Below are 13,140 nucleotides of genomic sequence, written 5' to 3' on the forward strand. Positions count from 1 at the left end.
TGTCGACTGTTTTTAATACAAGGTTAAGCTATGAATTCAATGAGTTTTCTAATATCCACCCTGTTTGATTTATATATCATGGTGGTACTGCTACGCATTTGGCTTCAAGCCTCACGTGCAGATTTCTACAATCCGTTCTCACAATTTATTATCAAAGCGACTCAGCCTGTTATAGGGCCGCTACGTCGTGTTATTCCGTCAATCGGCAATATTGATATGGCGACACTGCTGTTTGCTTTCGTACTGTGTGTCTTAAAATTCGTAAGCCTGATGCTGATTGCCTCAGGTGGAGCCGTCGTATTTAGTGCTGACTTCCTGCTACTAGGTCTATTAACTCTAGTGAAAGCAGCAGGCGGTTTACTATTTTGGGTATTACTAATTCGAGCGATTCTAAGTTGGGTAAGCCAAGGCCGTAGCCCAATTGAGTATGTATTTAATCAACTCACAGAGCCAATGTTAACGCCAATCCGCCGTGTAATCCCAGCAATGGGCGGTTTTGATTTAAGCGTCCTAGTACTGTTTATTGGTCTTCAATTTGCTAACTTCCTGATGGGCGATCTAATCGGTCCGATGTGGTTCAGTCTATAATGTCAGAAGCGGTATGGCGTGAAGGCGACGATATTATTCTTCGCCTTTATATCCAACCCAAAGCAAGCCGAGATAAAATCGTCGGTTTGCATGGTGAAGAAATCAAAATAGCGATTACTGCACCACCTGTTGATGGCAAAGCCAATGCTCATTTAAGTAAGTATTTGGCGAAACAATTTAAAGTAGCGAAAGGGTTAGTCAATATTGAAAAAGGCGAGCTCGGGCGGCACAAGCAAGTTCGCATCATCTCGCCTAACCAAGTTCCTACTGAAATCGAAGCCATCCTATGATGGCTTTTAATTTATCTCATGGATGCACAGTTTTAGAGCAAGGAAAAAATTATGAAGACTTGGTTTGTTGCACTGGTTATAAGTTGTTTGGCACTGCCTACTTTTGCTGGGCAGTTTAAAACCATCAAAGATGTCGAAGTACACTATTCGGCATTTAACTCTACCTTTCTCACCCCACAAGTCGCTAGTAGCTACAAATTAAAACGTAGTGGCTATTCGGCAATTCTTAACATTAGTTTGTTAGATCGTTCTCAAGCAGGTAAGCCCGCTATCTCGGGAAAAGTCACCGGTTCAACAAAAAACCTTATTGGGCAGATACGTGATCTTACTTTCAGAGAAGTCAAAGAAGGCGACGCGATTTACTACTTAGCTGAGTTTACGATCAGCAACGAAGAAAATATTCACTTCAATATCGATATCGATGCTGGCAATCAAGGCAAAGGCACTTTAAAGTTCACCCAAAAATTTTATGTTGAACAGTAACAGGACGAATCATGAGCAAGATTGTATTGGCGACCGGCAACCAAGGTAAGGTCCGTGAAATGGCAGATCTTCTGGCTGATTTTGGCTTTGAAGTATGCGCACAAAGTGAGTTTAATATTGCTGAAGCTGATGAAACAGGCACCACATTCATTGAAAATGCCATTATCAAAGCTCGCCATGCAGCAAAAGAAACCGGTTTTGCTGCTATTGCTGATGATTCAGGTCTTGAAGTCGATTACCTAAAAGGTGCTCCTGGCATCTATTCCGCTCGCTACGCAGGTCAAGGTGCTAGTGATAGGGAAAACCTCAACAAACTGCTTAAAGCGATGGAAAACGTGCCTGAAGAGCAACGTAGCGCGCGTTTTCACTGCGTGTTAGTACTAATGCGTCATGCTGAAGACCCAACGCCTATCGTATGCCATGGTAAATGGGAAGGTCGTATTCTAACTAAACCTCAAGGCGAGAATGGCTTTGGTTACGATCCTATCTTCTACGTTCCTGAAGATAATTGCTCTTCCGCAGAGCTTGAGCCTACTCGTAAGAAACAGCTTTCTCATCGTGGAAAAGCACTTCAAAAGTTGTTCGCGACTCTTGCGGAGCAACGTTAAATAATGCAACTCGTACCACCAGCGTTAAGCCTTTATGTACACATCCCGTGGTGTGTACAAAAATGCCCTTATTGCGATTTTAACTCCCATGCGCTCAAAACGGAGATCCCAGAGGATCACTACATTGATGCACTACTGGAAGATTTGGACCGTGATATTGAAAAGTACCAACTCAATCAAGCCCCCCGCCCACTGCACTCAATCTTTATTGGTGGTGGCACACCAAGCTTGATCTCAGCCGAAGGTATCAAACGTCTACTTAATGGCATTGAGCAGCGTATTCCCTTTAAGACCGAAATTGAAATCACCATGGAAGCAAATCCTGGCACGGTAGAGGCTGAGCGATTTATTGGCTATCAAGCCGCAGGTGTAACCCGTATTTCAATTGGTGTACAAAGCTTTGCTGAAGATAAGCTTACTAGCCTTGGTAGAATTCATGGTCAGCAAGAAGCGATCAACGCTGCTAACCTTGCCCACGATATCGGGCTAAAGAGTTTTAATCTTGATCTTATGCATGGGCTGCCAGATCAAACCATAACGCAAGCACTTGCCGATTTAGAACAAGCTATTGAGCTCAATCCACCGCACTTATCTTGGTATCAACTCACTATTGAACCAAACACCATGTTTTACTATAAAACGCCAACGTTACCTGATGATGACGACTTATGGGATATCTTTGAACATGGCCATCAGAAACTGACACAAGCAGGTTACGTGCAATATGAAATCTCTGGGTATAGCAAACCGGAGTATCAATGCCAACACAACCTCAACTACTGGCGATTTGGGGACTACTTAGGCATTGGCTGCGGCTCGCATGGCAAGCTAAGTTTTAGCGACGGGCGCATCATTCGCACAACCAAAACCAAGCATCCTCGCGGTTATCTCGCTGCGTTTCAGAATATGGTTAAGCCATATTTAGTTGATGAGTTTGAAGTAGCCGCAGAAGATCGACCATTCGAATTCTTTATGAATCGTTTCCGCTTAATTGAAACGTGTCCAAAGCAAGATTTCATCGATACAACAGGGCTAGCTCTGAGTGACATTCAAGTAACTATCGACTGGGCTCTTAAGCAGCAATACCTTGTTGAAACAGACACTCACTGGCAAATTACCGAAAAAGGGAAGTTGTTTTTGAATGATCTGCTTGAAGCATTTATGGCTGACGAAGAGTAGTACCTATCTAGCCCTAACAACGCTTTAAATGTAAAAAAAGCTTGGATAACCAAGCTTTTTTTACATTTAACATTCAGAAGATGGAACGACCAATACGCTCTGAAAGTAGCTCTAAAGCTTTGGTTCCCGCCAGTGAGTTACCCGATGCATCTAACTCTGGTGACCATACTGCAATACTCATCTCACCCGGTACAATAGCAATAATGCCACCACCTACGCCTGATTTCCCTGGCATACCAACACGATAAGCAAACTCACCTGCACCATCATACAAACCACACGTCGCCAGTAATGCATTCAATTGTTTGGTCTGCATTGGCGTAATTATTGGCTTATTCGTCTGAACCGATACACCTTTATTGGCTAAATAACTGAACATTTTCGCTAAATCAACACAGTTCATTTTCAGTGCGCAGGCATGAAAATAGTTATTCAACACTGGCAATACATCATTTTCAAAGTTACCAAATGCACGCATTAAGTAAGCAATCGCAGCATTGCGATCACCGTGCATCATTTCCGATGCCGCCACAACTTTGTCATAGACAATTTGATTTTCACCCGAAAGCTGGCGTACAAATTCAAGCATACGCTGACGCGGCGCCGAAAGTCGACTATGTAATAGATCAGCGACCACAATCGCACCAGCATTAATAAATGGATTACGCGGGATTCCCTGCTCCATTTCCAGCTGAATCATAGAGTTAAAAGCTTGACCAGATGGCTCTTTCCCCACACGCTCCCAGATCTCTTCCGGATTATACAAAGACATTGCAAGCGTTAAGCTGACAGCTTTAGAGATCGATTGAATCGAGAACCCCTCGTCAGCGTCACCCGCTTTGATCACTTCCCCTTGATTGGTAAATACCGCTATCCCCAGCTTTGTATTGGGCACTTTTGCCAGAGCGGGAATGTAATCGGCGACTTTACCTTGTCCAATAAGAGGACGAACTTCTTCTAAGATGTCCGCCAAAATCTCACGTGTCGGTTTCATCTATGACCTGCTTATGATTGTTGTAGAAACCCTATTCATTGGGCAACTAAGGTCAAAAAAGCCAACATAATTATGTTGGCTTCCTTAAATTTCAGTGTATACCCAGACTGCTAGGGATACTCTTGATTAAGTCACAATTACGCAGTGCGTTTGTACTTAATGTCCCATACGCCATGACCTAAACGGTGACCTCGAGCTTCAAATTTGGTTAATGGGCGTTCGTCTGGGCGCTCAATGTAATCGCCTTCAGTGGCAATATTGGCAAAACCAGGCGCTTGATTCATCACTTCGATCATATGTTCAGCGTAGTTTTCCCAATCCGTTGCCATATGGAAAATACCATCTTCCAGCATCAGCTTCTGGCGCACCATCTCAGCAAATTCTAACCTAACGATACGACGCTTATGGTGACGCTTTTTGTGCCATGGGTCAGGGAAGAACAATTGCAATGTACTCAAACTGCTGTCTGGGATCATATGCTCAAATACTTCTACCGCATCGTGGCACATTACACGTAAATTGGTGACACCCGCTTCGCGAGCATCAGCTAAACATGCGCCGACACCTGGGCTATGAACTTCAATACCGATGAAATTTTTCTCTGGCGCATTTTTCGCCATTTCAACTAGTGATGCACCCATGCCGAAACCAATTTCTAGTACCACTGGATTATCGTTACCAAACACTTCTTTCCAATCAAGAAGTTGTGCTTGGTAGTCGATACCCATTGTTGGCCAGCACTCTTTCATCGCGCTTTCTTGACCTTTGGTAAGACGCCCTTCACGACGTACAAAACTACGTATTCTACGGATCAACTTACCGTCTTCATTGTATTCGTTAGTGGTCACTTCACTCATGATTTCGCCTGTTTAAAATTTGGTCTCGACTTAAAGGGATTGTGATTATCCAAAGAATTGTCACTGGTGCAAGTCTTTCTGACTAAAACCCTACACTTTATTGGTTGTACTTACCCCACGATCTGTGGTGCAATTTTAAACCAATAAACTTACAAATAATATCAGAGCATGTCGTGACACCTTTTGCTAATGCCATTATTACTTGGTACGACGCCTATGGAAGGAAAAACCTACCTTGGCAACAGAATAAAACTGCATACAGTGTCTGGCTATCAGAAATAATGTTGCAACAAACCCAAGTTGCGACCGTTATTCCTTATTATCAACGCTTTCTCGAACGATTTCCCAGCGTAATCGACTTAGCAAATGCCGATCAAGATGAAGTTTTACACCTTTGGACAGGGCTTGGCTACTATGCGCGAGCTCGGAATTTGCATAAAGCAGCTCAAATGGTCGCCAATGAATATCACGGTGAATTTCCAACCGATATAGCCCAATTAAATGCACTGCCTGGTATTGGTCGTTCAACCGCAGCTGCGATCCTCTCTTCAGTTTACAAACAACCGCACGCAATTTTGGATGGCAACGTCAAACGCACTCTAGCGCGATATTTCGCCATTGAGGGCTGGACAGGGCAAAAGAAAGTAGAGAATCAACTCTGGATGCGTGCAGAGCAGCACACACCTGCACAAGATACCGATAAGTACAATCAAGCAATGATGGACATGGGCGCCATGGTTTGTACACGCAGCAAACCGAAATGTAGCTTATGCCCGATAGAATCACTGTGCGTAGCAAAAGAACAAGGCAAACAGCTCGATTACCCCAGTAAAAAGCCTAAAAAAGAAAAACCAGTTAAAGAAACTTGGTTTGTTATGTTGCACCATGATGGCAAAGTTTGGCTCGAGCAACGTCCTCCCGCGGGGATCTGGGGGGGGCTCTATTGCTTCCCTGAAAATGGCAATGCCGATATCCAAACTCAACTTGAACATCGTCAGGTTGTTCAAGATGATGTTCAACATCAACAACAGTTAATCGCGTTTCGCCATACCTTTAGCCACTATCATCTCGATATTACACCGATTTTGCTGGATCTATCAAAACAGCCTGACGTGATAATGGAAGCAGGCAACGGTCTTTGGTATAACTTATCTCAACCAGAAGAAGTTGGCTTGGCTGCACCAGTAAAACAGTTATTGGAAAGCTTGCCATTTGAACTTCGTTAGTCAAAAGGAATCTGTTATGAGCCGCACTGTATTTTGTGCTCGATTAAAGCAAGACGCCGAAGGTCTTGATTTTCAATTTTACCCAGGCGAACTAGGTAAAAGAATTTTCGACAACATCTCAAAACAGGCATGGGCAGAGTGGCAACACAAACAAACCATGTTAATCAATGAGAAGAAATTGAATATGATGGATCCAGAGCATCGCAAGCTACTGGAAACTGAGATGGTAAACTTCTTATTCGAAGGCAAAGATGTTCATATCGAAGGCTATACACCGCCAAGTGAATAACTAAAGCCCAGAGAGATTTGAGATGGCATCGCAGTTCACTGTGATGTCATTTTTTTATGTTTAGGATTGTGATGAAAAAACTCGCGTACTTTTTAATTGCTATGATGTTGGTCGGCTGCAGCCGAGAATTTGTTGAAAGCATCTATGATATCAACTACGAACCTACCAACCGATTTGCTAAGAATTTAGCTCTACTTCCAGGTCAATTTGAAAAAGATACCATAGCGCTCGATGCCTTAATAAATGGTTTTTCTGGCAATATCGAAAAACGTTGGGGTAGCAAAGAGATTAAAGTTGCTGGTAAAAGTAACTATGTGAAATATATCGACAATTACCTAAGTCGCTCTGAAGTCGACTTCCAAAAAGGGACGATTATTGTCGAAACCGTTTCTCCAACGGATCCGAAGCAACACTTAAAAAATGCCATTATCACGACATTACTCACTCCAGATGATCCTGCGAGCGTTGATCTATTTTCATCAAAAGATATCAAACTCGAAGGTCGCCCATTTTTGTATCAACAGGTGGTCGATCAAGATAACAAACCGATTCAATGGTCTTGGCGTGCCAACCAATTTGCTGACTATTTAATTGCCAATAAACTAAAAGTCAAAAACGTCGACTTCAAAAAAGCATATTACGTTGAGATTCCTCTTGTGGAAAATCAAGTAGAGATCCGCGGTTATAAATACGCCGATATTGTGCGACGAGCATCGCGTAAGTACGATATTCCTGAAGATCTTATTTATGCCATCATCAAAACAGAGAGCAGCTTTAACCCTTATGCAGTTAGTTGGGCAAACGCTTATGGTTTGATGCAAGTTGTGCCTAAAACAGCGGGTAAAGATGTTTTTAAGCTGGTAAAAAAACGCTCTGGCGAACCTAGCCCAGAATATTTATTCAACCCTGAAAACAACATCGATACCGGGACTGCTTACTTTTACATCCTAAAAAATCGATATTTGAAAAATGTCGATCATCCGTTAACGCTGGAATACACCATGATCTCAGCATACAACGGCGGAACTGGCGGAGTTTTGAACACTTTCAACCGCAATGATCGAAAAAGAGCGATGCGAGACATCAACTCTTTACAACCAAACCAAGTTTTTTGGGCTTTGACCAACAAACATCCCAAAGCTGAGGCGCGTCGTTACTTAGAAAAAGTTACAAATTACAAAAGGGAATTTAACGCGGGCAAAACTTAATGGTAATTTTTGAACAAAAACCAAGCAAACAACCGTTATTTTGAAAATATTTTCAAAAACACGTTGACGGATGAGCTGAAAATCCGTTTAATACGCTCCGTTGCCCGGATAGCTCAGTCGGTAGAGCAGAGGATTGAAAATCCTCGTGTCGGTGGTTCGATTCCGCCTCCGGGCACCATAATTTGATTATTGGTGTCTTAGACGTCAATAAGTTAGCAAAGAATATTAGTGTGCCGACTTAGCTCAGTAGGTAGAGCAACTGACTTGTAATCAGTAGGTCACCAGTTCGACTCCGGTAGTCGGCACCATTCTTTTGCCTCGATAGCTCAGTCGGTAGAGCAGAGGATTGAAAATCCTCGTGTCGGTGGTTCGATTCCGCCTCGAGGCACCATTATTTGGTGTCATTGTTTACACGATACACATGAATAATTCCTCCTTAGCTCAGTTGGTAGAGCGACGGACTGTTAATCCGCAGGTCGCTGGTTCGAGCCCAGCAGGAGGAGCCACATTTAAAGCCAAGTCTTTCGACTTGGCTTTTTTTGTATCTGTTTATCCAACTTATCTCATCCCCCTACGTGTTTATTTCCAATTTTCATTGCCCACACCGCTATTGGAAAAATTCAACACCCTTTCAAATACTTATCTCAAATTCAATACATTAAAATTGATAAATATTCGAGCAATCTCACCCTTTCAATTTGAAGCGACATTTATTTCGCGATGAGAATTTAATCAGCATCATATTTTCATTCGAAGCCCCGATAACTAGCTAAAGCCTGATGTAATATTTTTGTCACAAAAATATTGCGGACTCTTTTCTTGTGCTTTTTTGACACTAGCGAAGGGACGTATCGAACAGCATTAAAGCCAGTGGGGATACATGAAACTCAAAACACAAGCCTATATTCTATCGGCGATCATTTTGACTGCTCTGTTAGCACTAACTGCGACCGGTCTATGGACGCTGCGGGTTGCTAGTGATCTAGACAATAAAGCGCGCGTAACAGAATTATTCAAAAGCGCATACAGCATTTTGACCGAAGTAGAAAAAATGGCGGTAGAAGGTGCGTTAGGCGAAGATGAAGCCAAAGCACTGGCAACTCGCCTTCTGCGAAATAATATTTATAAAGACGGCGAATACGTCTATGTCGCAGACGAGAACATGGCTTTCATAGCGACACCACTCGACCCACAGTTACATGGTACAAGTTTCCACGATTTTAAGGACGCCGATGGCAACAGTGTTGCCGACGTATTGCTAGACGCTATCAGTAAAACACCAATAGGGATCGCTGAATATCATTGGAGCTCAGCAGATCCAGATGGTTCAGTTGATCAAATAGTGTCTATTGCACAAAAAACACCACACTGGAATTGGGTGGTCGGCACAGGGATTGGTTTTGATGAAGTGAATGCTCGTTTTTGGTCTACCGCTCAATGGCAGTTGCTGCTCTGCCTTATTATTGCCGCGAGTATTTTTACCGTATTATTAGTTTCTATTCGCAAAATGCTCACCTTACTAGGTGGAGAGCCTCAAGAGGTACGCAAAGCAGTTCAAGCCATAGCTCAAGGCAACATCAAAGCCTCATTTGACGCACAAGCGCCTAGAGGCAGTATCTATGAAGCAGTACAAGAGATGAGTTTATCTCTTGCTCAATTAGTGAGGAATTTAGATACATCGATGGTGGCACTGCGCTGTGAACTTGCCAATGTGGAAGATCGTTCTGCAACAATCTCTGAACTGACTAATTCTCAACAACAATCCACTGCAATGATTGCTACAGCAATGACGGAAATGGCATCTTCGGCAAACAACATAGCGGATTCTGCCAGCGATACGGCAAGCAATACTGATGAAGCTGACAAGCAAAGCCAACAAACGCAGCAATTGATCCATAACACTGTCGGTAATATTCAAGGGCTAGCGTCTCAACTAGGGACAGCAAGCCAAGCCGTTGCGGATCTTGATAATGATGTAAACAATATTGTCAAAGTCCTCGACGTGATTGGTGATATTGCAGAGCAGACCAATCTGCTTGCACTGAATGCAGCGATCGAAGCAGCACGTGCGGGTGAACAAGGGCGTGGATTTGCAGTCGTCGCCGATGAAGTACGCAACTTAGCAGGTCGCACTCAATCGAGCACAAAAGAGATCCAACAGATGATTTCTAACTTGCAAGAAGGTTCTCGCAATGCCATTCAAACCATGGATATATGTGCCGACACAAGTACAAGTACGGTGGAGGAGTCTCAACACGCATCACAAGCGCTACAGCAAATTGTTAATGCATTAGAGTCCATCTCCCAAATGAGCCATCAAATTGCGACAGCGGCAGCGGAACAGACTGATGTAAGTGATGATATTTCGATGCGAATTAACATGATTGAAGAAAGCGGATGCCAATTAAGCAATGTCGTAACCGAAAGTCACAGCAGCACTCAAAGCCTGACTCAACTAGCAAATGAGCTCGAAAACTGGATGAGCAAGTTTACCGTTAAGCAGTAATGACTCACTAAACCGACAAAAGCACGCGTATTAGCGTGCTTTTTTTGTCACTAAACTCAACTAATGCTGTTCTTTTACCGCAATAATTTGTGGTTGTGTGAGGCGGTACAAGCTGTAAAAGAACAAAAACAGCCCATTAAGTACATAAAAGCAACAAACGATATTTTTTTTGCATTTTAATATTGACCTGAAAAGCGAAAAGCCGTTTAATACACCTCGTCGCCCGGATAGCTCAGTCGGTAGAGCAGAGGATTGAAAATCCTCGTGTCGGTGGTTCGATTCCGCCTCCGGGCACCACAATTTCTAAGTTGTTGGTGCTTAGCACGAACGACAAAAAAGAATATAATGTGCCGACTTAGCTCAGTAGGTAGAGCAACTGACTTGTAATCAGTAGGTCACCAGTTCGACTCCGGTAGTCGGCACCATTTATTCAAATAGTTCCTCCTTAGCTCAGTTGGTAGAGCGACGGACTGTTAATCCGCAGGTCGCTGGTTCGAGCCCAGCAGGAGGAGCCACATTCAATTAATGAGACTTAGTCTTGTTGATGAAAAGCCGACTTAGCTCAGTAGGTAGAGCAACTGACTTGTAATCAGTAGGTCACCAGTTCGATTCCGGTAGTCGGCACCATATATAAATAGTTCCTCCTTAGCTCAGTTGGTAGAGCGACGGACTGTTAATCCGCAGGTCGCTGGTTCGAGCCCAGCAGGAGGAGCCAATTTCAAAAGCCAAGTCTCACGACTTGGCTTTTTTCATTTCTAGCATTATAAATAGACTCTTATCCACTCAAAGCAAGCTTGCTAGCAGCCTAATCGTCTCCAGCGTTGGACTGGATGGCATATCATAGTTTCCACCAGTCGCGACAATCACAGCCTGCTCATTAGGCAGCATTACTATGTATTGCTCCCCTATTCCCACTGCGGCAACCGCTCCTCCTATTTTCGATAACTGCCAAAAATGTAAGCGATAACCCATGTTGTAACCGTAGAAACTGCTCGTTCTCAGCATATCAAACCAATGAGGTGCAACTATTGACTTGTCATTGAACGTCCCTCTATTCAACCACATTGAGCCAAACTTCCCCATATCGAGTGGTGTTAACATCAACCCCCAATCGGCACCAGGTTCATTGCTGCCATGCTGAGTTAACCAACGATAGTTTTCGATTCCCAATGGGGCAAACAACTTGTCACGCATTACTTGAGTAAATGGTTGCTCATAAAGACGTTCGATAATTTTCGATAACCCAACCGTTGATAATCCGCTATAAGCGAAACGACTGCCTGGCTCAAACGCTAGAGCATCACCTAAGAACATGCCTTGTAAATCCTTTGCCATATAGTGACGATGGAAAACGTTTCCAGCCCCTTGGCTATAAGATGTCCCTAGCTCATCTAATGCATACCCAGTAGACATGTTCATGACGTCTCGAATGCTAATTGCCATTTTCATATCTCGATCGGCTTGTTGATACTCGGGAAACAAACTAAACACGGGGACATCAAGATTAGCTAATTTACCTTCATCGATAGCAATAAATATCAATGTAGCGACAAAAGACTTGGTTACCGAATGAAGATTATGCAGCTCATTGGCACCTACAGGCACTCTCGGCGTCTTTTGCTTTCCAACGGTACCTGCGCCCTGTCTATGCAGTTCGAAGAGCTTCTCACCGTTCTTCCAAGCTATCAGTGAGTGGATATTATTTGCTTTACCACTTTCAATTCGCTGCTCAACTGGAGAAAACTTTGCTTGGCTTTGAACGAGCTCGATCTCCGATTGACCACACCCCGCTACTACCAGCAATAACAAAGCAAGCCCAACACCACGATACTTCATATCTACATCCTTTTTGGTACCCAATAGGTACTATACCCAAGAAACTGAAAGTGCAGGTAGGCGGCAAGTAAGAAAGCCCCCTGAGCATAGCTGAACTATGTGACTGGGGCGCACGAACACAGCTAACACCGCTGCAACTTCAAGTATGACGGGTATAAAACAAAAAGGAACGAGCATTACAGTGTGCTGCTACAGGCATAAAAAAAGCGTGCGACCAAGCGCACGCTTTTTTCTTCAAGAAACAACTTAGCCAGCTTGGTTGCGTCGTTTTACTTCGTTATCAAGTTCTGCCAATTTACTTTCCATTTGCCCACGGCAAATATTGGCTAACTCTCGTACTTGTTCTTTTCTGTAACCTTCAGCACTAACAGGTGGCAGCATTTCAACAATCACATGGCCGTTATTCCAACGGTTGAACTTAATATCACTTGTTGAGCTACATACAATAGGAATAACCCCCGCTTGTGCGCCAATAGCTGCATGGAAAGCACCTGTTTTGAAAGGCAACAAGCCACGACCACGTGAACGAGTCCCCTCAGGGAACATCCAGACGGAGACGTCACTGCTCTTCATGCTATCCACTACCTGATCGATAGTACCTACCGCTTTGCTACGATTAGCACGGTCTATCAGAATATTTCCTGTTAACCAATAAAGTTGACCAAACAGTGGTATCCAAACGAGGCTCTTTTTACCCACGGTAACAACTCTTGGTGTAACCGCTGAAGAAACAGTAAACAAATCCCAATTATTCTGGTGGTTAGCAACGTAAATGTGCTGACCTCGAGTGTAAGCATCCTCCGGGATTCGCAATTCTAGTTTGATGCCAAATACTCGTGACATTTTGCCGAACAGGCGTCCAAAGGTGAATACGTGTTTTGGGTTACGCGGGCTTAGCAAGCAGTAACCACAACCAAATACAAACATGATTATCGCAAATATAGCGACAGCAAAAACACGTAACAGTGCAATCATTAATGCTCTCCATAAACGAATGGGAAAGGATAGTGGCCCTAATTTAACGGATCTTGTGGCCATAAAAAAGCCGAAACCTAAGTTTCGGCTTACATTTGTTA

Annotated in this window: 13 protein-coding genes and 9 tRNA genes; 18 read left to right on the forward strand and 4 right to left on the reverse strand. The window is 43.5% G+C overall.

Annotation, left to right across the window (positions count from 1 at the left end; all coding sequences use genetic code 11):
- Positions 1–30: 30 nt before the first annotated feature.
- Genes L4C38_RS06615 through hemW form a run of 5 tightly spaced genes read left to right on the forward strand, consistent with a single transcriptional unit; the run spans position 31 to position 3,148 of the window.
- Positions 31–588: a YggT family protein gene (locus L4C38_RS06615; RefSeq protein WP_428796745.1), complete on the forward strand. Its 558-nt coding sequence runs from the start codon at positions 31–33 to the stop codon at positions 586–588.
- Positions 588–878: a DUF167 family protein YggU gene (gene yggU / locus L4C38_RS06620; protein ID WP_428796746.1), complete on the forward strand. Its 291-nt coding sequence runs from the start codon at positions 588–590 to the stop codon at positions 876–878. Before L4C38_RS06615 ends, yggU begins: the two co-directional genes overlap by 1 nt.
- A 51-nt stretch (positions 879–929) precedes the next feature.
- Positions 930–1,361 carry a DUF4426 domain-containing protein gene (locus L4C38_RS06625; RefSeq protein WP_428796747.1) on the forward strand — a complete coding sequence of 144 codons (432 nt, stop codon included), beginning with the start codon at positions 930–932 and terminating at the stop codon, positions 1,359–1,361.
- A gap of 11 nt (positions 1,362–1,372) precedes the next feature.
- Positions 1,373–1,969 carry an XTP/dITP diphosphatase gene (locus L4C38_RS06630; protein ID WP_428796748.1) on the forward strand — a complete coding sequence of 199 codons (597 nt, stop codon included), beginning with the start codon at positions 1,373–1,375 and terminating at the stop codon, positions 1,967–1,969.
- A 3-nt stretch (positions 1,970–1,972) separates the two neighbouring features.
- A complete protein-coding gene (gene hemW / locus L4C38_RS06635; RefSeq protein ID WP_428796749.1) occupies positions 1,973–3,148 on the forward strand; it encodes a radical SAM family heme chaperone HemW in 1,176 nt (391 codons plus the stop codon).
- Positions 3,149–3,221: 73 nt separating this feature from the next.
- On the opposite strand, the gene glsB is transcribed toward hemW, so the two are convergent.
- The gene (gene glsB / locus L4C38_RS06640) at positions 3,222–4,142 is read right to left on the reverse strand and encodes a glutaminase B (protein WP_428796750.1); all 921 of its coding nucleotides are present in this window, start codon (positions 4,140–4,142) and stop codon (positions 3,222–3,224) included.
- Positions 4,143–4,279: 137 nt separating this feature from the next.
- Positions 4,280–4,999 carry a tRNA (guanosine(46)-N7)-methyltransferase TrmB gene (gene trmB / locus L4C38_RS06645; RefSeq protein ID WP_428796751.1) on the reverse strand — a complete coding sequence of 240 codons (720 nt, stop codon included), beginning with the start codon at positions 4,997–4,999 and terminating at the stop codon, positions 4,280–4,282.
- 173 nt (positions 5,000–5,172) lie between these two features.
- Here trmB and mutY point away from each other — a divergent pair, with 173 nt between their 5' ends.
- From mutY to L4C38_RS06710, 13 genes are all read left to right on the forward strand, one after another.
- Positions 5,173–6,225: an A/G-specific adenine glycosylase gene (mutY, locus tag L4C38_RS06650; protein WP_428796752.1), complete on the forward strand. Its 1,053-nt coding sequence runs from the start codon at positions 5,173–5,175 to the stop codon at positions 6,223–6,225.
- Between the two features lie 16 nt (positions 6,226–6,241).
- The gene (locus tag L4C38_RS06655; protein ID WP_428796753.1) at positions 6,242–6,514 is read left to right on the forward strand and encodes an oxidative damage protection protein; all 273 of its coding nucleotides are present in this window, start codon (positions 6,242–6,244) and stop codon (positions 6,512–6,514) included.
- A gap of 71 nt (positions 6,515–6,585) precedes the next feature.
- Positions 6,586–7,722, forward strand: coding sequence for a membrane-bound lytic murein transglycosylase MltC (mltC, locus tag L4C38_RS06660; protein WP_428796754.1), 1,137 nt, complete (start codon positions 6,586–6,588; stop codon positions 7,720–7,722).
- Between the two features lie 102 nt (positions 7,723–7,824).
- Positions 7,825–7,900: transfer RNA gene (locus L4C38_RS06665), tRNA-Phe, on the forward strand.
- A 54-nt stretch (positions 7,901–7,954) separates the two neighbouring features.
- Positions 7,955–8,030, forward strand: a tRNA-Thr gene (locus L4C38_RS06670).
- A gap of 7 nt (positions 8,031–8,037) precedes the next feature.
- A tRNA-Phe gene (locus L4C38_RS06675) sits at positions 8,038–8,113 on the forward strand.
- 39 nt (positions 8,114–8,152) lie between these two features.
- Positions 8,153–8,228, forward strand: a tRNA-Asn gene (locus L4C38_RS06680).
- Between the two features lie 374 nt (positions 8,229–8,602).
- A complete protein-coding gene (locus L4C38_RS06685) occupies positions 8,603–10,228 on the forward strand; it encodes a methyl-accepting chemotaxis protein (RefSeq protein ID WP_428796755.1) in 1,626 nt (541 codons plus the stop codon).
- A 221-nt stretch (positions 10,229–10,449) separates the two neighbouring features.
- Positions 10,450–10,525: transfer RNA gene (locus L4C38_RS06690), tRNA-Phe, on the forward strand.
- 52 nt (positions 10,526–10,577) lie between these two features.
- Positions 10,578–10,653 (forward strand) — tRNA-Thr (locus L4C38_RS06695).
- Between the two features lie 14 nt (positions 10,654–10,667).
- A tRNA-Asn gene (locus L4C38_RS06700) sits at positions 10,668–10,743 on the forward strand.
- Positions 10,744–10,779: 36 nt separating this feature from the next.
- A tRNA-Thr gene (locus L4C38_RS06705) sits at positions 10,780–10,855 on the forward strand.
- 12 nt (positions 10,856–10,867) lie between these two features.
- Positions 10,868–10,943 (forward strand) — tRNA-Asn (locus L4C38_RS06710).
- A gap of 68 nt (positions 10,944–11,011) precedes the next feature.
- Here L4C38_RS06710 and L4C38_RS06715 read toward each other — a convergent pair.
- Positions 11,012–12,064: a serine hydrolase domain-containing protein gene (locus tag L4C38_RS06715; RefSeq protein WP_428796756.1), complete on the reverse strand. Its 1,053-nt coding sequence runs from the start codon at positions 12,062–12,064 to the stop codon at positions 11,012–11,014.
- A gap of 246 nt (positions 12,065–12,310) precedes the next feature.
- The gene (locus L4C38_RS06720) at positions 12,311–13,039 is read right to left on the reverse strand and encodes a 1-acylglycerol-3-phosphate O-acyltransferase (protein ID WP_428796757.1); all 729 of its coding nucleotides are present in this window, start codon (positions 13,037–13,039) and stop codon (positions 12,311–12,313) included.
- Between the last annotated feature and the right edge of the window lie 101 nt (positions 13,040–13,140).

It is taken from the genome of Vibrio kasasachensis (genome assembly GCF_050337565.1).
In the GTDB taxonomy this organism is placed as follows: domain Bacteria; phylum Pseudomonadota; class Gammaproteobacteria; order Enterobacterales; family Vibrionaceae; genus Vibrio; species Vibrio kasasachensis.